Source organism: Streptomyces sp. NPDC037301 (assembly GCF_055602785.1).
Map to the genome: position 1 here is coordinate 1 of NZ_JBVJWD010000088.1, position 17526 is coordinate 17526.

Consider the following 17526-nt stretch of genomic DNA (forward strand, 5'->3'; position numbering starts at 1 on the left):
AGAAACAACCTGCCCACCCACGACCACCGACCGAAACCAGCTCACCAAACGATCAAGAGATCATCTTCAGAGCACGTCGGTGGATCGAGGCTTAGGCCGGGGCGGTGGCGGTTTTCGGCCGGGCTGCGCAGGCAGTTCAGCACTCTGCTCCACAGGGCAGATGCCACGTTCGGTGAGATGCTGCCGCCCCTTTTCGGTGAGGCGGGCGCTCCAATGGCCGTGGCGTTTGGTGACTTTGACGAGTCCTCGGCTTTGCAGGGCCTGAGCGCTGACCTTGTATGTGCTGCCCGGCCAGACTCCGTTGGGACACCCCTGGCCCACCCAGTCGAGCACGGCCTGCTGCCGCTCGTTGAGGGTCTGGTGCAAGTGGACCTCCTACGTTTCCCGGGTGTGCTGCCCCGGGAATGATGCCCGCCGCTCCCGATGGAATTCGGGACGTGCCGAGAGGCCCCCTCGTTCGGATGAGACGTACTGCGTGGCCCGTTTACAGGGAGAACAGCTGTTCCTGGTAGTTCTCGATGATGTCCCGGCGCGGATAGAAGAGACCGAGCAGCATGAACGTCCTGGGGCGTTTGGCCAGGTTCCCGACGAAGCAGTGGACGATGTGGTCTGGCGCGAACATCCGGGTGTACCAGCGCTCCCACAGCTTCTCCTCCACGTCCTGCTGCCCGTACTGGCGCAGGTACTTGCGGTAGGACTCGCCAGCCTCCCAGTCCCGGAGCGCCATGTCGTGACCGGCGCACTCGGCTTCGTCGCAGCGCAAGCGGTAGCGGAACTCGATGGGCACCCACTCCAGTTGGCGCAGGTCCTGGTCGAGGAGATCCATCTGGTCGGCCAGGGCAGCTTTGGAGACGGGCCAGGGTTCGGCGGGTTCGAGGCGGAAGGCGACGGTGTCAGCCGCGGGGCGGAAGAGACCGAGGGACGTTCCGTGCTCCTCCTGGTCCCGTTTGATGGCGCACAGCGACGGGGCGATCAGCGGGCGGAGGATCGAGTAGCGTTCCCGCCAACCGTCGCTCGTGCCGATCCTGTCGATGACCTTGAGGGTGTCCGGATTCGGGCGCAGGCTCTCAGGCCGGCGGTCCTGGTGGTGGCGGCGTACGTCGACCTCGATGACCGAGTACTTGCCGAACTGGCTCTCTTGCTTGAGGAGCCGGAAGGGCACCGGGAAGAGGCGGACGTGCTCGGGGGTGCCGCGGTCGAGGCGTATGCCGGCGACGCAGCTGGTTTCGCGGTACTTCGTGGACAGTTCGGGATACGTCTTGACCGTGATCAGTATTCGCGCGCGCTCCCACGCTCCTGCCATACCCCCCCGGTCCGCTGCGTCTGGACCAGATTGGAAGCGAGGTAGTTGGCCCGCGCAAGAGTGCAGTCACGTAGGGGAGTTGAAGTCAGGCCAACGGGCTGACGGGTAGTGACGTGCGCTTGCGCAGGGTGGTTAGGACGACCTGACGGTGGCAGCGTTGCTCGTCTTTCTCGAAGCACAGCACGGCGACCCGCGCCTGAGCTGCATGTTCCGCGAGTTCGTCGAGGCTGGCCTGGGCCGCGTCGGACCGTAGGAGGCTACGGAAGTGTGCTCGGCCCTCGTTGATGCGTCCTTCCCAGAACGGGGCCCGGTTGTCCTTCGGGTTTCCCAGGGCGCGCAGGTGGGTGTAGCCGGTGCCAGCTTCGTCGAGGGCGTGGCTGAGGCGGGTCTTGCTGAAGCCGGGCTTGCGGCTGATGGGCGTCAGGCGGACGTCGGCGACCATGCTGATCTGGGCAGAGAGCAGGGAGGCGACGAACGAATCGATGTCGCGCCCCTCATAACTGGCTGACCACAAACCGGGGCTGATCGCCTGGGTTTGCCGGAACAGGTCGTCGAGTGACACATCGAGGGCATCGGCCAGCGCACCAACAGTGAAGAAACCTGGCTGAATTGGGCCCCCGCCTTCCAGCCGCTTCAACGTGGCGAGCTGGATGCCCGCCTCCTTCGCTAGGCGTTCAGGAGTCCAGACGCGTTTCTCCCGGAGCGCCTTGACCCGGGCGGCCAGCGTCTGGGGCGGAGTGTGAGGGGGAGCAGCTGAGCGGCGTTCGGCCATGGACCGGGATCCTAACTTCCGCTGGAACCACACAGCTAATTATCGGCTGATGGTCGCGCATGTGGTTCGCACGAGCGGATACCGGTCCCGAGTGTGGCCGCCGACTGAACCGCCGACTTATATGGGGAAAGCGGGACGCGGTCGGGTTGGCCGCTCGTAGCCTGCCGTAGGACGCCGGTCCGGGTGACTCGTGAACCGTCTGCCGCTCTTCGGGGCTGGCTCTCCCGGGGTATGTCGCCGGTCCGGTGTCCGTCCGCGGTCTGACTCAACAGAGGCGTGTCCCGGCCAGGTTGGTTCCGGAATTCGGCGTGTCGACCGTGGCTGTCCCCGTCGTCCGACTGTGAGGAATCAGGTCCCGTGATACTGCTCGGTGTCGACCCACACAAGTCCACCCACACCGCCACCGCCGTCGAGCCGGTCTCGAACCAGCAGGTCGGGTCGATGCGGATCGAGGCCAGTCTGGCGGACTACCGGCGGCTGCTGGCCTGGGCCAAGCGGTGGCCACAGCGGAAGTGGGCTGTGGAGAACGCCAACGGCCTGGGCCGGCATCTCGCCCAGTGGCTCATCGCCCGCGGTGAGAGCGTCGTCGACGTGCCTGCCGCGGCGACCAGCCGGGTGCGCGAACTTTCCCGCGGTGGACGGCGTAAGAACGACCAGATAGACGCAGCGGCCGCAGCCACCGTTGCTTATCTGCAGGGAGAAGGGCGGGATCTCGCGCCTGAGGATCACACCACGGCGCTGGCCCTCCTGGACGAACGGCGTGTGAACCTGGCCCAGGCCCGGGTGCGCACGGTCAACCAGCTCCACGCGCTGCTGCGTGACCTGCTGCCCGGCGGCGCCCCGACCCAGCTGTCCGCGGACCTGGCCGCCAAACTGCTGCGATCCGTCCGCCCCGCCGGCGATATCGAGACCGTCCGGAAGGACATCGCCTGGGACCTGGTCGCCGAGATCCGGAAACTGGACAAGCAGCTCACGGACAACGCTGCCCGGATGCAGAGCCTGGTAGAGGCATCGAGCAGTACGCTGATGGACACCCCGGGCATCGGGCCAGTCATGGCCGCTCGGCTGATCGGCCGCACCGGACGGGCTCACCGCTTCTCCACCTCGGCGGCATTCGCGAACTATGCCGGTGCCGCCCCGGTGGAGATCGCCAGCGCGGACAAAGCCCGCCACCGGCTCTCCCGCTCCGGCGATCGCCAGCTCAACTCCGTCCTCCACACCATCGCGGTCGTGCAGATACGGATGCCGAAATCACCCGGACACGCCTACTACCAGCGCAAACTCTCCGAGGGTAAGACGCCGAAGGAAGCGAAGCGGTGCCTGAAACGCCGCCTGGCCGACCACGTGTGATGAAGCGAGACACCAGGTGCGGCACGGGCGGTCCGCCGCGGTGTTGGATGTACGGCCAGCCGGTCTGGCAGACGGTGGCGGGGTGGAAGCTGTCGCGTTCGCCGATGAAGTAGGCCTCGTCGGGGCCGATCCGGTTCAGCGGTAGCCGGGCCATCGGCCATCCGGCACACCTGACCACCAACCCCACAGCGAACGGCGCCGACCGCCTCAACGCGGTCGGCGCCGTTCGCTGTCAAGACCCCAGACCCGTCCGGCACCTCCGCCTTGGCGTTGTTTCTTCGGCGGTTGCTACCTGTACCCCTACTTGTCCGCCCAAGCCCTCCTCGTCGAGGAGTCTTTCGAATCCCAGGGCTTCACACACGGATCCCTCATGGAGGCTCTCCCGCCCGGGAGCGGGGTGACGGTGGAAGGAGATTATTGGAGCATAGGTCCTCTGTTCGGACACCGGTGGTTACAAGACAGGAAGTTGGCGATATTGGGCACGGAGTCCCGGGACGCGCCGGCACCACCTCGGACGCCCGGATGTCATGCCGGAGAAAGGCCGGAAGGCCCAAGTGGAAGGGGATGCGGTCCGCAGGGTGGGCCGGGATCAGGCCACGCCGAGGAAGCTCAGTACGGCGAGCACCCGGCGGTGGTCGGCGTCCGCCTTCGGCAGGTCGAGCTTGGCGAAAATGTTGTTGATGTGCTTGGCCACCGCGCTCTCGCTGACCACGAGTTGCCCCGCTATCCCGGCGTTGGACCGGCCGCCCGCCATCAGCTCCAGGACCTCGCGTTCCCGCGGGGTGAGCCGGTCCAGCGGGCCGCTCTGGCGGCGCACCAGAAGCTGCGAGACGACCTGCGGGTCCAGCGCCGTCCCGCCGGCCGCGACCCGGCGCAGCGCGCCCACGAACTCCTCCACGTCCGCGACGCGTTGCTTGAGCAGATAGCCGATGCTGGAGGTGTTGGCGGACAGCAGATCGGCCGCGTACCGCTCCTCCACATACTGCGAGAGCAGCAACACCGCGGTCTGTGGCCACTGCTGCCTGATGACCAGCGCGGCACGCACGCCCTCGTCCGTAAAACCGGGGGGCATACGGACGTCGACCACGGCGATGTCCGGCCGGTGCTCCTCCACCGCGGCCAACAGCGCCTCGCCGTCGCCCACTTCGGCGACGACCTCGAACCCGGCCATCTCGAGGACCTTGACCACCCCGACCCTGAGCAGTACGGAATCCTCGGCGATCACGGCACGCACGGCAGCTCCACGGTGATGACGGTCGGCCCCCCGACGGGGCTGTCGACCGACAGCGTGCCATCGACCGAGGCGACCCGCTTGGCCAGCCCTGCCAGCCCGGTACCACCGGTGGGTTCCGCGCCGCCCACGCCGTCGTCGCTGATGACGACCAGCAGCGTCTTCCCGAAGCGCTCCACGGTGACCTCGGCCCGGGAGGCCTCGGCGTGTTTCACCACGTTCGTCAGCGCTTCGGAGACGACGAAGTAGGCGACCGCCTCGATCGTGGGAGACGGACGTGACGGCACGTCCACCTTCACCCGTACCGGGATGGGTGCTCGGGCGGCGATGCCGGACAGCGCGGCGTCCAGGCCGCGGTCCTCCAGAACGGCCGGGTGCAGTCCGCGCACCAGGCCGCTCAGCTCCTCTATCGCGTCCTTCGCCTCCCGGTGCGCCTCATCGATCACCTGGCGGGCGTCCTCGGGCAGGTCCTGGAGCGTGGCCTTGGCCAGGCCGAGGTTGACCGCCAGGGAGACCAGCCGCTGCTGAGCGCCGTCATGCAGGTCCCGTTCGATCCGCCGCCGTTCGGCGTCGACCGCGTCCACCAGGCCGGTCCGGCTCTCGGTCAGGTCCTCGACCCGGCGGGCCAACTGCTCCTCGCGGCTGGGCCCGAGCAGGACGGTGGCGGTGCGGGTGTCGAGCCGGGAGAGGGCGTCGGTCGACAACCGCGCGATGTGGAGCAGGGCGAGCCCCGCCGCGGTGACGTACGCCGCCCAGGTGTAGTAGCCGGGATGGTCGACGCGCCAGTCCAGCGGCACCAGCCAGATCCACAGGTAGATCGAGGTGGCGGTGACGGCCACGACCCATGCCAGGAGGGTGAAGGACCCCGCGAGAGCGAGCAGCGGCCCGTCCAGCAGGTGGTACCTGAGCTGCCGGTGCCCCGCCCGGGATCGCAGCCACTCCGGCAGCCGGGGCCGCTGTCCCGCGTAAGGCGAGGGGATGGCCACGTCGAGCCGGGTGCGGAAGCGGCCGCGCTGCACCTCGGTCAGCAGCGGCCCGGCGAGCACGATGGCCGTGAACGCGACGAACACCGCGACGGGCAGTTGGCCCGCCGGGTCGAGGACCGGGACGAAGAGCAGCCACAGCAGGGACACGACGAAGAGGGCGCCGAGCTGGACGAGGACGCCCGTGACGAGGAACGAGACCGGTCGTCCGGCTCCCTGGAACGGGAACAGAAGTAGGCGCCGCAGGCGGGCGGTTGTGTGCATGGGGAAACGGTAGGTGTCCGGGCCGGGGGCGGGCCATGGCAAGAGCATCCGCCTCGGGGTGTAGCTAGTGCCACCCCCACAACGGACATTCGCGTTACTGACCATGAGCGCCGGGCGGACGAGGCTTGAGGCCGTGAAGGAACGCCAGGAACGCGAGGAGAACGATCCGATGAGCACGCTGAGCGTCTGCCGACTTCAGGACGAGGCCCGCGGCTCGACCGGTCCGCGCATCCGCCGCCGGTACCGCCTGGAACACGTCCTGGTCGGCTGCGGGCTGGCCCTGCTGCCGTGGCTGGTCGTGCTGGCCAACGGGCTGCCGGGGACCGCCATCGCCTCGAACTGGTGCACCGCCTGGATCGGCCTGGACGCCTTGGAGGCGCTGGGACTGATCGCCACGGGGCTGCTGGCCATGCGCGGCCACCACCTGCACGCCCTGACGGCCACCGCCACCGCGACGCTGCTGGTGGTCGACGCCTGGTTCGACACGATGACCGCGGCACCGGGCGCGGATCAGGTCTCGGCGATAGCGATGGCGCTCGGCGCGGAACTGCCACTGGCGGTGGTATGCGTCGTGCTGGCGGTACGAGGGTTTGCCCGCCAGACAGCCTGACCCTCGCTCCCGACTCCGCCTCCTTCCCGCACGCCACCATCCCCTCCCAAGGAAAGATCCATGTCCCACACCGTCCTGGCCAAGCCCGCCGTCCGCTGGGCGCTCGCCGCCGGTGCCGTCGCCGCCGGCGCCCTGTGGTTCGGCGACAAGGCCCCTTACCCGTACGCCCAACACAAGCTGCTGGACCTGCCGTTGCCGTATCTGACCGCGAACCGCCTGGACGCCGTGCTGCGGCCCAGGCCAGGTGAGCGGGTGCTGGAAGTCGGTCCCGGCACCGGCCTGCAGTCGCTGCACGTCGCTCCCCAACTCGGCCCGGACGGAAGGCTGGACGTCCTGGACATCCAGCCGGAGATGCTCGACCACGTGATGCGCCGCGCGGAACGGCACGGCGTCGCCAACATCACGCCCACCCGAGGTGACGCTCGTGAACTCCCCTTCCCTGACCGCACGTTCGACGCCATGTACCTGGTGACCGCACTGGGCGAGGTACCGGAGCCGGAGCGGGTGCTGGCCGAGGCGGTCCGGGTGCTCACCCCCGGCGGCCGACTGGTGGTCGGCGAGTTCTTCGACCGCCACTGGATCCCCTTCGGCACCTTGCACCGCCTCGCCGACGACTCCGGCCTCCACCTGGCCGCACACCGTGGCTCCACCCTCGCCTACCTAGCCCGCTTCCGCCCCTGCGCCGCGGCAGCGTAGGGACGGGCCCGGGTGTACTGCCCCGGGAGGCCGGAGCCGGACGCCCGCTCGGCCACGACCGAGGTCCTGTTGAGATGAACGAGGCCGATCTGCGGGAGATCGAAGCCGGAAAGATTGTCGTCAAACCGGGCATTGACATGAAGTCGGGGCCTCCCCCAAGGCCGGGTAGTTAACGTTTTCGCAGGTCATGCAAGCCAGTTGAAGGATTTCCGACGCAGAACAACGGAGCTCGTTGGTACAGGCAGTCGACCAAGACAGCTTGTCCCGAAGGAGCTCCGTTGCCCCGCCATTGTGTCCTGCCGTCTGCCCTGACGGCCATCACCCGAACGGTCACCGTGGCAGCGGGCCGGTTCGCGCCCGGCCATCTGGGGGAGCTGACCGCCGTCGTGCCATTCGAGCTCGTGGACGCGGTCCTTGCGGAGACTCGGACGGTGCAGCGGAGGCTGCGTGATCTTCCGTCGCGGGTCGGGGTCTACTTCCTGCTCGCGATGTGCCTGTTCCCCGAGGTCGGCTACCAGCTCGTCTGGGCCAAGCTGACCGCCGGCCTGTCCGGGATGCCGGTGGTCTGTCCATCGGCGAAAGCGTTGCGTGACCTGCGCCGGAGACTCGGTAGCGCGCCCGTGCGGGCGTTGTTCGAGGTGCTGGCCGGGCCACTGGCCCAGCCGACGACCCCAGGGGTGCGTTTCGGTCCGTACCGGACGGTGTCGTTCGACGGCTGCAGTTCGCTGAGGGTTCCCGATTCGGAGCGCAACCGGGCCTGGCTAGGCAGGACTTCCCATCATGGCTACCCGACGCTGGAGTTGATGACGCTGATCGAGACCGGCACCCGGGCCCTGGTCGGCGCGGTGTTCGGCCCCACCGCCGAGGGCGAGACAAGCTACGCCGGCCGACTGCTGCATCTGCTGCGACCGCACATGCTGGTGCTGTGGGACAAGGGATTCGACAGCAACGCCTTCCTCGCGAAGGTGACCGAGACCGGCGCCCAGGTCCTGGGCCGGCTCCGCAGCAACCGGCGCACGCCGGTTCTCACCCGCCTCGCCGATGGCTCCTACCTGTCGGTGATCGGCACCGTGAAAGTACGGGTCATCGACGCTCAGATCGCCGTGACCTGCGCGGACGGCACGACCTTTACCGGGTCCTACCGATTGGTCACGACCTTGACCGACGCCCGCCGCTACCCCGCCACTGCGCTGGTGGGCCTCTATCACCAGCGGTGGGAACACGAATCCGCGTACTACGCGCTCCGCCACACGATCATGAACGGGCGCAACTTGCGCTCGGGTAACCCGACAGGCATCGAGCAGGAGATGTGGTCCCTGCTCACGCTCTACCAGGCCCTGCGCACGGTGATGGTCGACGCCGCCGAGTCCCTCCCCGGCACCGACCCGGACCGCTGCTCTTTCAGTATCGCGCTCCACACCGCCCGGGACCAAGTGATCCAGGCCACCGGCATCGTCACCGCGGACGCCGATCGAGACGCTCTCCTCGGGACGATCGGCCGCCAGATCCTCACTGGCCTGCTCCCTCCCCGGCGGCAACGGCTCAGCACCCGCAAGGTCAAATCGCCGATGTCCCGCTACAGCGAGCGCCACGCCGACGGCCGGCCCGACACCAGCCGAACCGTCACCCACCTCGACGTCACCATCCTCGAACCCGTGGATCAGTCACCCGTGCCGCCCACAGCCTCCCGGGACGACCGGCACGCCGCCCCCGCCGCACGGCGCCGACACCGCATCCTGGCCCTGCTCCAGGAAGAACCCACGCGCCTGTGGCAGCCCCGTGAAATCGCCGACCGCTTCGGTGACGTCACCCTGGAGACCATGTACAGACAACTGAACCGGTGGGCCGTCAGCGGCCTCATCCACAAACTCGGCCCCGGCCTCTACGCCGCAACACCATGGTCCCCAGGCCCTCTTGCATGACCTGCGAAAACGTTAACTACCCGGCCCCATCACCGTCCGCAGCCTCATCCGCCGATCCTGGACAACCCACCGCTGGGACCACCGCCCGAATCGACGCCCGTGAGCCCTCGCCTTTCCGCGAGCCTCTATGGGGTGAGGAAGGTCTCCACCATGGGGAGGACCAGTTCCCTGCGGCGCATCACGTCCATGTGCAGGCAGTCCGGGAGGATCGCCAGGCGTGCATCGGGGATAAGGCGGTGCATCTGCGCGGCGTGCTCGATACGAACGAAGTCGGTGTCGCCGACGACCAGCAGAGCCGGCGCGGCCAGCCCCCGCAGGTCGTCCTCCGACCACCCTTCATAGCCCGCCGCGACCGTGCACTTTGCCATGAAGTCCTGGAAGTGCTCCGGGTGGCGGGCGACGGCAGTGTAGGCGTCCACCATCTCCTGGAAGTCGGCCGGGGTCGGCAGCCGCCTCGATTCCGCGTGCAGTGCTGGATCGCGGATCTCGTCCAGGTAGCCGTCGGGCCGGAAGCGAATGGACGCGAGGACCACACGGTCCACTCGCTCCGGATACCGAAGCGCCGTCTCCAGCGCCGTCATGCCGCCCAGGCTGAACCCGAAGAGGTCGGCCCGTTCGATGCCAAGCACGTCGAGCAGCGCCACGACATCCTCGGCGAACCTCGGCACAGTCATCTCGCGGTCGATGTCGGCGGTGTGGCCGTGCCCCTGCAGCTCGACAGCGATCACTCGATGCGTTGTGGCCAGCGCGGGCATGATGGCCCCGAACGTCAGGCCGATGGTGTGCACGCCGCCGTGCAGCAGCACCAGCGGGCGGCCTGCGCCGTGGCTCTCGTAGTACATCTCCAGGCCGTTGACGTGCGCATAAGCGCCCTTTGGCGGCGTGGTCACGGCAGGGTCGTCGGTAGGGGGCGACTGGGTCGTCATCGTGTCCATCCCGGTTCGGTTCAGCGTTGTTGACGATGTACTGGACTACCGGATCGCACGGAACTCATCGCCGCCAGGCCGTCATGTGACGCGCCTCACGTATGGCCCCACAAGTCACGTTGGTTGAACGAATGCGCTTTGCGCTCAGCACATCGCCAGTACGGCTGCGCTCAGCACGACCGGCGAGACCACGTGGGCAACGGTGGCCGCATGAGCGTGGCTGTCACAGAGGTGCGTCGTATGGTGCTGATTGTTCTGCTGTCTCATGACAGCAGAACAATCCTCCTGGAGCGGCGACCGGACGAGCCGGCCTGGTGGCCGCTCCGGATCCAGACGCCTTCACATCGTTCGTACGTAACTGTCGTACACCGATGGCAGCGGCACTGGAGCAAACGGTCGGGCATACGTCGAGGCTCGGTGACGGGCCGTATGGCCTCGGGAGCAGGGGCTACTCGTTGGGATTGGCACGTCGTCATCCTCAAGCTCACGGGAGAGGTGGATGCCGACTGGTTCTCTCCCTTCGCGCGGTGGTGCTCCATCTCGGAGATCGGCAGCATAGATGTGTTTCCGTTGGAGCTGGGCGTCCTGATGACCGGTTATGTCGAAGGTTGGATTCCGGACGGGCCGATCACGTTGGATGTATGAGGTCAGCTGTCAGGCGTGGACTTGGGCGTGATGTCCTCAGCCTTCAGTGCGCAAGGCAATCCACTCGTCCAGGTCGGGCTGAGGGAGTTCCTCGATGCACTTGACCAGTGCGGCCAGCGACTTGTCGAGGGTCACTGTGCAGAGGTCGAGAACGTACACGTCCAGCCGGTAGCGCTGAAATCCGAGCCGTTCCCAGGAGCGGCGCAGGGCATCCTTCGCCTTCTTTCGCCCGTCCTCGTCTTCGTCGGGGTCAGAGGAGTCGAGCGGTGCGGGATAGCAGGCGGCTCCCCTGCATCCGGAGCCGAGGTGTTTGATGGCCCGGCCGGCGAACGCGGTACCGATTCCGAATCCTCGCCACGGGCCCTTCACCGTAGCGCTGTTGAGGATGGGCATGCTGGAATTCAGTGGCTCGGCGACATCGTCGAGGCCGTTGCGGAAGTGCCCGGCCGACAGATCGAGAATGGCTTCTGCGATCAAGCCGACGTCCCCGTCGTGGCCGTCCAGGACGCCGAACAGGTCGCGGGTCTCGTAGGGATCGGCCCGGAAGAACTCGAAATCACCGACGTGCTCAACAGTATCGCCGGTCTCGTGATCGACGGTCAGGGGTCGTGACCACGTGGTCCGTGCCGAGCTCGGCCAGGCCCTCGCCCCGGGCGGGGCTGCCGACCAGGGCGTACACCTCGGCCCCCGCCAGGTGGCCGATCTGTACGGCGAATCGCCCCACGCCGCCGGACGCGCCGGTGACGGGACCTGGTGGCCGGGCCGCACCTGCGCGCGGCGCAGCGCGCGCAGGGCGGTGACGGCCGCGACCGGGAGCGTCGCCGCCTGGGTGAAGCTCACCTGTTCCGGCAGGACGGCGAGTTCGCCCACGGGCACGGCGCGCAGCTGCGCCCACCCGGCCGATCCAGCCCCAGGTCACCACCCGGTCGCCCGGCTTCGGCCCCTCGCCCGAGGCCCCGTACGCGAGCAGGAGCAAGGGGACGAGGCCGCGGGAGAACCCGGTCACCTCGGTGAGGACGGGCGTGAAGTAGGAGAACGCGGCGAAGGTGGCACCGATGATCAGGGTCGAGGTGCAGAGCACCAGCCAGAGCTTGCCGTTGCGGAAGACGGTCAGCTCCACCGGGACGCCGACGGCGCCGCCTACCTGCGCTACCTCAACCGCAAGATGAAACGCGAAGCCCTGGTCCCCGTCGATGAGGGCGTAAACGCGATGAGGTCTGTTGCCGCCCTCGCTACACCGGTAACAGCAGCAATCGTTGCCAGCAGCCACGCTCCAGCAAGGCAACCCGGTCCAGTAGCGCGGAGAAGTCCAACTCGGCCGCTGTCGGCGGCCAAGTATTTCCCCATCAACGGCAGCTTGGGCGTCGCGTAATTCCCCAGGGGGGAGGCACCTTCGTCGGCGCGGGTGCGCAGGCCGGTGGGATCGATGCGCTGGCGGTGGTTGCTTACCTGCGGGGGCGATTATGCGGCCATGCAGCTGGCCGCTTGCGCAGGGCCTTCACCTCTGCGGCGTGATGCCCAAGGACCGGATGAGCTGGGCCAGTTCTTCGCGGAAGAGCTTTTCCGGGCTAAGGGCCTGGGTCTGCAGGTGGCCGTAGATCTCAAGTGACACCAGGCCGTGCAGGTGGCTCCAGAGACGCAGGGCGAGGGCCACGGCGGCCGGGGGCAGGTTGGGGAAGGCCGGGCGGACCTTGTCCAGCAGACCTGGGTCGAAGTCGGACCACTCGAAGTCGCTGTCCGCGTAGCGGTGTTCGGCGTGCGGCCAGGCGGTGGCCGCCAGCGCGGTGATGCCGGTGCAGACACGGTGGGCGGCGTCCGGGGCGGCGCCGCCCTCGGGGGGCTGGTAGCCGGGTACGGGGTCACCGTAGATGAGGCGGAAGCCCTCGGGGTTGGCCAGCGACCAGTTCCTGAAGGCGCGGGCCCATGCCTGGATCCGGGTGGCCGGGTCCAGGGCGGGGGCGGCGTCCCAGGCGGCGTCCACAGTGTCGGCCAGCGAGGTGTAGACGTTGTTGATCAGTGTGGTGACCAAGTCGTCACGGGTGGCGAAGTAGCCGTAGATGGCGTTGGCCGTCATGCCCATCTCGCGAGCGATGGCCCGCAGCGTGATCGCGTCGGGTCCTCCCGAGGCCATCAACTCCAGCGCGACCTTCTTGATCTCGGCGGTCGTCTCGGCCCGCAACCGCTCGCGGCGTCCTTTGATGCTTCCCACGTTTCCCACGGTCAGCAACTCTACAGCGTCACAATACTGTGCGCCGTATTGATACTTCACACCGTATAGTTTCTGTGTGCCGTGAAGATATGCGGCATCGGCAGCTGACGCACGAGCAACCACCAGGGGAGAGCCATGCACATCGGAGTCATCGGGGCCACGGGCGGCATTGGCAGTCGCGTCGTCACCGAAGCCCTCGACCGGGGGCACCACGTCACGGCCTTCAGCCGCGACGCCACGCAGATCGACGAGGACCGGAAGAACATCGTCTGGAAGAACATCGACGTCCTCGACGCCGACGCCGTCGCAGCCGCCATACCCGGCCTTGACGTGCTGATCAGCGGATTCCAGCCCGGAAACGCAGCCAAGGACATCGCCGACACCGTGGCCCGCTCGATCGCCGATCCCACGGTCTACGCCACCGCTGCGCGAGCACTCCTGAAAGCACTGGAGAGCCACCCTCGGACCCGGCTCATCGTCATCGGCGGCGCCGGCAGCCTGGAGATCGAGCCCGGACTCGTACGGGCCGACTCCGACGAACTCCTGCACGAGGCTCTCCACACGATCGGCCTGCCGAGGGAGTATGCCGCCGCGGTACGCGGCCACCGGGACGCCCTGAACGTCCTGCGCACCTCCAACCGGCTGTGGACCTACTTCAGCCCCGCGGAGGACATCGCGCCAGGTGAGCGTACGGGCCGGTTCCGGACCGGTGGCGACCAGCCAGTCCTCGACGCGGACGGGCGAAGCCGGATCTCCGTGGAGGACGCCGCCGTCGCCCTCGTAGACGAGGCGGAACTGCCGCGTTTCGTCCAACGCCGCTTCACCATCGGCTACTGACCGACGTCGGCGGACCAACGCGGCAACTGTCGGATGCTCCTGGAAGCGCGCCGCCGCGCCGGTAGAACCGGATGCCCACGAAGGCGCGTTCCGAATCCCCATGGGGAAATCCATGGATTTCCCCATGGGGAATATCGTGACCGTTCACAGGAGCCGCTCTCAGCCAGTTCGACGGCAATCCGGTCACTCGCCAGGTCACGTGCGGCCCGTACGATCTCCATGAGCCCCGGCCCGTTGCCGCTCCCGGACACGGTGATCGTCGTCAGCACTGCCAGAAGCGGGGCGTCCCGGCGAGCGAGGGACCCCGGCCCCAGTCGACGCCTCACCCCGCTCGCGCGGAGAGCACCCGGCCGTGGAGGCGGGAGGTCAGGAGCGCGAGAGTACCCCTTCTGACCTGCCGCAGCGGCTTGAACAGTTGCGATCTGGCCCGCTCGGCCTCGCCCTTGCGGGCCGGCCGCAGCAGCCGGATGTTTAGCTCGGCCAGCTGCTGCTCGAACTCCCGGCCGAAGTAGTTCTTGTCGCCGATCAGCGTCTGGCCCGGGCGCTGGGCAGTGAGCTGCGGCTCGACGACGAGCAGGTCCCGCAGCGTCTCGCATTCGTCTGCCTCGGCCCCGGTCAGCGCGAACGCGGCCGGCAGGCCGTGCAGGGTGCAGACCAGGTGCAGTCGCAGTCCCCGGAGGTAACGTGAGTGGCTGGCGCAGTACCCGTACTGGGCCCATACGGCCAGGTCGGAGGGTTTGACGGTCTCTCGGGAGCGTCCGCACTCGACGGGCGTGGAGTCCACCACTCACACATCGTCGGTCCAGAGCGTGGTGTCACGGGCCAGCGTCCGGGTGACGTACCGGATGAATTCGGCGGCCTTGCGCAGCCGCTTGTTGTACCCGGGTTGTTTGGGCAGGAAGGGGTGCAGGCGTGCCGCAGCCACCGGGCCTCGGAGGCGAAGCCGAGCATCGCCTGCATCATCGCCGGCGTTTCCAGCCCTGCGTCGCTGAGTTGCGGCGCGATGCCCACGGCTGGCCGCCACGGAGCGAACTGCGGTGATTCCTTATTGTTCGTCACACAGTGATCACGGATGATGCCCCCGCCTCATTACTGCGTGGACCAAGTCCTTCCGAGTGCCGGGGACAAATGCGGCCCAGGGGTGGGGCATTCGTCGCCGTGCCTTGGCGGGCCGAGCGACGGTGTCGAGGCACGGTGTCCGCTACCGAGGGGCTCGCTGACGTTGGCTACGTATGTGTTGATTCCCGGTGCCGCGTCCAGCCCGTGGTACTGGCATCTGCTGGAGGCTGAGCTGTGTGGGCGGGGCCATGAGGTGGTGGCGGTGGACCTGCCGTGTGACGACGACTCGGCCGGGCTGGCCGAGTACGCCGACACCGTGGTCGACGCCATCGGTGATCGCGTCGACCTGGTCCTGGTGGCCCATTCCTTCGGCGGGTTCACCGCCCCGCTGGTGTGCGACCGCGTGCCGGTGGACCTGCTGGTGATGCTGCAGGCGCAGATCCCGGCACCGGGTGAGACCCCGGGCCAGTGGTGGGCCAACACCGGCTATGAGCAGGCCAGGCGCGAACAAGACGAACGCGACGGCAGGGACCCCGGCGACGACACCGCCCTGTTCCACCACGACACCCCGCCAGAACTGGCCGCAGGGGCCGAGAAGCACACGCGCACGCAGTCGGCCACCCCGTTCATGAAGCCATGGCCGCTGGCCGCGTGGCCGGATGTGCCCACGAAGTTCCTGCTGTCCCGGGACGACCGCTTCTTCCCCGCCGAGTACATGCGCCGGATCGTGCGGGAACGCCTGGGCATTACACCCGACGAACTGCCCGGCGACCACTGCCCCATGCTCGGCCACCCCACAGAGCTGGCCGACCACCTGGAGGCATACCGAACCGAGGCGTAACAGCCGCCCGGCTCCACGCCCGTCTCCGCGTCAGCACTGGGCTACTGGCCGACATCCACCTACTCGATCTCGACGTAGAGCCCTGCCGCCGGGATGTCCAGGTTGTTCGTCACACCGTGATCACGGGTGCCCTCACCCATCACCGCGCATCACCCCTTGGAATAGGTCATCCAACCGTCTATGCGGCGGCGCGGTCCGCCGACGATCGTCGGCGACCCGGGGCGTCGTCGAGCACGGGCGGCCGCCAGGCACCGTCCGGGTGGTAGAGATTGACCCCAGGCGGCACGATCTCGTCGATCCTGTCGAGTGCGGTGTCGTCGAGCACGAGTGAGGCGCCCTTGAGGAGGTGCTCCAGTTGCTCCCGGGTGCGCGGCCCGATGATCACCGAGGTGACGGCCGGGTGGGCGACGGGGAAGGCGACCGCGAGCTCGGGCAGGGTGCACCCGATCGTGGCGGCGAGTTCGGTGAGCTGCTCGACGGCGGCAAGCTTGGCCGCGTTCTCGGGGATGGCGGGGTCGAAGCGGGAGGGGGTGAGCTTTGCCCGGCCGGTGGAAAGATCGACGGGTCGGCCCTGGCGGTACCTGCCGGTCAGGAAACCGGAGGCGAGCGGACTCCAGGTCAGCACGCCCATGCCGTAGCGCCGACATACAGGCAGCACTGAGGATTCGATGCCACGGGCGAGGATCGAGTAAGGCGGCTGCTCGGTTCTGAAACGCGGCAACCCACGCCCTTCGGCGACGTAATGGGCCTCGACGATCTCCTCGGCCGGGAAGGTCGAGCACCCGAAGGCACGGATCTTGCCTTCGCGCACGAGGTCGCCCAGTACCGCGAGCGTCTCCTCGATGTCGGTCGAGTGATCGGGGCGGTGGACCTGGTACAGGTCGATCCAGTCGGTCTGCAGTCTCTTCAGGCTTTCCTCGACCGCCTGGACGATCCAGCGCCGCGAGTTGCCGCTCCGATTGCGCCCCTTCCCCATCTGGAAGTGGACCTTGGTGGCGAGCACGACGTCCTCGCGGCGGCCCCGGAGCGCCTTTCCGACGATCTCCTCCGACTCGCCCGCGGAGTACATGTCCGCTGTGTCCACGAAGTTGACCCCCTGGTCGAGGGCCGTGTGGATGATGCGGACACAGTCATCGTGGTCGGTGTTCCCGACCGCGCCGAACATCATCGTCCCGAGGCAGTACGTACTTACCTCGATGCCGGTGCCGCCGAGAATGCGGTAACGCATGGTCGTGCTCCCTTGCTGGTCCGTCCACTGTGTGCCGCACTCTAGGAGCTCGAGTTGACTCGAGATCAAGCCCGTATCCTCGGCAACATGGCTGGGAACAAGGAGATTTTGAGCATCGGACAGGTCGCCGAGCGCACGGGATTGAGCGTGCACGCGCTGCGCTTCTACGAGCAGGAGGGCGTGCTGGTCAATCCCGTGCCGCGTGGGCCCGGCGGCCGACGCGTCTACAGCGAGCAGGACGTGGCCTGGCTGAACCTGTGCATCATCCTGCGGGCCTCCGGTATGCCCCTGCCAGAGATCCGCCGATACACCGAACTCGCCAGGCAGGGCGCCGGCAACGAGCAGGAACGCATCGAGCTCCTGCGGCGGCACCAGGATCAGGTGGCTGATCAGATGAAGCAGCTCGAGCAGTGCCGGGACCTCATCAATTTCAAGGTCCGGGTGTACGAGGACATCCTCGACGGCGCGGGCGGGCACTCGTGCGATGCTGCTGTACAGCTGGGGAATGAAGACCGTCGCCAGACCACTGAGCCCTTGGAAACAATCATCTAGGACCAATACCGGTGATTTAGGTCTTTTTCCGGGAGGTTGGGGCTGGTTTGGTGGGTCCGACGAGGGTGACTACTGGGGTGTCCGGCCGGGGCTGGTTG

Annotated in this window: 18 protein-coding genes and 1 pseudogene; 8 read left to right on the forward strand and 11 right to left on the reverse strand. The window is 67.8% G+C overall.

The features are described from left to right. Nucleotides 1-66: 66 nt before the first annotated feature. From ACZ7IB_RS46440 to ACZ7IB_RS46450, 3 genes are all read right to left on the reverse strand, one after another. The gene (locus tag ACZ7IB_RS46440; protein WP_470921225.1) at nt 67-366 is read right to left on the reverse strand and encodes a hypothetical protein; all 300 of its coding nucleotides are present in this window, start codon (nt 364-366) and stop codon (nt 67-69) included. A 118-nt stretch (nt 367-484) separates the two neighbouring features. Next, on the reverse strand, nt 485-1303 hold the full coding sequence (locus ACZ7IB_RS46445) for a hypothetical protein (protein ID WP_470921227.1): 819 nt from the start codon (nt 1301-1303) through the stop codon (nt 485-487). An 85-nt stretch (nt 1304-1388) separates the two neighbouring features. Next, nucleotides 1389-2075 carry a DUF488 family protein, N3 subclade gene (locus ACZ7IB_RS46450; protein WP_470921229.1) on the reverse strand — a complete coding sequence of 229 codons (687 nt, stop codon included), beginning with the start codon at nt 2073-2075 and terminating at the stop codon, nt 1389-1391. A 357-nt stretch (nt 2076-2432) separates the two neighbouring features. Between ACZ7IB_RS46450 and ACZ7IB_RS46455 the strand changes: the two genes are divergently transcribed. After that, nucleotides 2433-3425 carry an IS110 family RNA-guided transposase gene (locus tag ACZ7IB_RS46455; RefSeq protein ID WP_470921231.1) on the forward strand — a complete coding sequence of 331 codons (993 nt, stop codon included), beginning with the start codon at nt 2433-2435 and terminating at the stop codon, nt 3423-3425. 589 nt (nt 3426-4014) lie between these two features. Here ACZ7IB_RS46455 and ACZ7IB_RS46460 read toward each other — a convergent pair. Both ACZ7IB_RS46460 and ACZ7IB_RS46465 read right to left on the reverse strand, forming a co-directional pair. Next, on the reverse strand, nt 4015-4659 hold the full coding sequence (locus ACZ7IB_RS46460) for a response regulator (protein WP_470921232.1): 645 nt from the start codon (nt 4657-4659) through the stop codon (nt 4015-4017). Further along, nucleotides 4647-5903: a sensor histidine kinase gene (locus ACZ7IB_RS46465; RefSeq protein WP_470921234.1), complete on the reverse strand. Its 1257-nt coding sequence runs from the start codon at nt 5901-5903 to the stop codon at nt 4647-4649. The genes ACZ7IB_RS46460 and ACZ7IB_RS46465 overlap by 13 nt, the downstream gene beginning before the upstream one ends. Nucleotides 5904-6036: 133 nt before the next feature. Here ACZ7IB_RS46465 and ACZ7IB_RS46470 point away from each other — a divergent pair, with 133 nt between their 5' ends. The 3 genes from ACZ7IB_RS46470 to ACZ7IB_RS46480 all read left to right on the forward strand — a co-directional run bounded on the left by ACZ7IB_RS46470 (nt 6037) and on the right by ACZ7IB_RS46480 (nt 9131). Then, nucleotides 6037-6513 (forward strand): hypothetical protein, encoded by a 477-nt coding sequence (locus ACZ7IB_RS46470; RefSeq protein ID WP_331747610.1) that lies wholly within the window; start codon nt 6037-6039, stop codon nt 6511-6513. Nucleotides 6514-6573: 60 nt separating this feature from the next. Further along, nucleotides 6574-7209, forward strand: coding sequence for a class I SAM-dependent methyltransferase (locus ACZ7IB_RS46475; protein WP_470921236.1), 636 nt, complete (start codon nt 6574-6576; stop codon nt 7207-7209). A gap of 278 nt (nt 7210-7487) precedes the next feature. Then, nucleotides 7488-9131, forward strand: a complete 1644-nt coding sequence (locus tag ACZ7IB_RS46480) for an IS4 family transposase (RefSeq protein ID WP_470921238.1) — start codon at nt 7488-7490, stop codon at nt 9129-9131. A gap of 125 nt (nt 9132-9256) precedes the next feature. Here the strand turns inward: ACZ7IB_RS46480 and ACZ7IB_RS46485 are convergent, their stop codons facing one another. After that, a complete protein-coding gene (locus tag ACZ7IB_RS46485; RefSeq protein WP_470921239.1) occupies nt 9257-10021 on the reverse strand; it encodes an alpha/beta fold hydrolase in 765 nt (254 codons plus the stop codon). A gap of 246 nt (nt 10022-10267) precedes the next feature. Between ACZ7IB_RS46485 and ACZ7IB_RS46490 the strand changes: the two genes are divergently transcribed. Then, nucleotides 10268-10702, forward strand: a complete 435-nt coding sequence (locus ACZ7IB_RS46490) for a hypothetical protein (RefSeq protein ID WP_470921240.1) — start codon at nt 10268-10270, stop codon at nt 10700-10702. A 36-nt stretch (nt 10703-10738) separates the two neighbouring features. Here the strand turns inward: ACZ7IB_RS46490 and ACZ7IB_RS46495 are convergent, their stop codons facing one another. The 3 genes from ACZ7IB_RS46495 to ACZ7IB_RS46505 all read right to left on the reverse strand — a co-directional run bounded on the left by ACZ7IB_RS46495 (nt 10739) and on the right by ACZ7IB_RS46505 (nt 12911). After that, on the reverse strand, nt 10739-11179 hold the full coding sequence (locus tag ACZ7IB_RS46495; RefSeq protein ID WP_470921242.1) for a hypothetical protein: 441 nt from the start codon (nt 11177-11179) through the stop codon (nt 10739-10741). Between the two features lie 91 nt (nt 11180-11270). Continuing rightward, on the reverse strand, nt 11271-11822 hold the full coding sequence (locus ACZ7IB_RS46500; RefSeq protein ID WP_470921243.1) for a hypothetical protein: 552 nt from the start codon (nt 11820-11822) through the stop codon (nt 11271-11273). Nucleotides 11823-12200: 378 nt separating this feature from the next. Beyond that, nucleotides 12201-12911, reverse strand: coding sequence for a TetR/AcrR family transcriptional regulator (locus tag ACZ7IB_RS46505; protein ID WP_470921244.1), 711 nt, complete (start codon nt 12909-12911; stop codon nt 12201-12203). 135 nt (nt 12912-13046) lie between these two features. Here ACZ7IB_RS46505 and ACZ7IB_RS46510 point away from each other — a divergent pair, with 135 nt between their 5' ends. After that, nucleotides 13047-13748, forward strand: a complete 702-nt coding sequence (locus ACZ7IB_RS46510; protein ID WP_470921246.1) for an NAD(P)-dependent oxidoreductase — start codon at nt 13047-13049, stop codon at nt 13746-13748. A 391-nt stretch (nt 13749-14139) separates the two neighbouring features. On the opposite strand, the pseudogene ACZ7IB_RS46515 reads toward ACZ7IB_RS46510, so the two are convergent. Next, nucleotides 14140-14825 (reverse strand): annotated as a pseudogene (locus tag ACZ7IB_RS46515) (transposase); the annotation flags it as partial. Between the two features lie 145 nt (nt 14826-14970). Between ACZ7IB_RS46515 and ACZ7IB_RS46520 the strand changes: the two are divergent. After that, on the forward strand, nt 14971-15648 hold the full coding sequence (locus tag ACZ7IB_RS46520) for an alpha/beta hydrolase (RefSeq protein ID WP_470921248.1): 678 nt from the start codon (nt 14971-14973) through the stop codon (nt 15646-15648). Nucleotides 15649-15826: 178 nt separating this feature from the next. Here ACZ7IB_RS46520 and ACZ7IB_RS46525 read toward each other — a convergent pair whose 3' ends face one another. Further along, nucleotides 15827-16876 (reverse strand): aldo/keto reductase, encoded by a 1050-nt coding sequence (locus tag ACZ7IB_RS46525; RefSeq protein ID WP_470921249.1) that lies wholly within the window; start codon nt 16874-16876, stop codon nt 15827-15829. Nucleotides 16877-16963: 87 nt separating this feature from the next. Between ACZ7IB_RS46525 and ACZ7IB_RS46530 the strand changes: the two genes are divergently transcribed. Then, nucleotides 16964-17428 (forward strand): MerR family transcriptional regulator, encoded by a 465-nt coding sequence (locus ACZ7IB_RS46530; RefSeq protein WP_470921251.1) that lies wholly within the window; start codon nt 16964-16966, stop codon nt 17426-17428. Nucleotides 17429-17526: the final 98 nt, after the last annotated feature.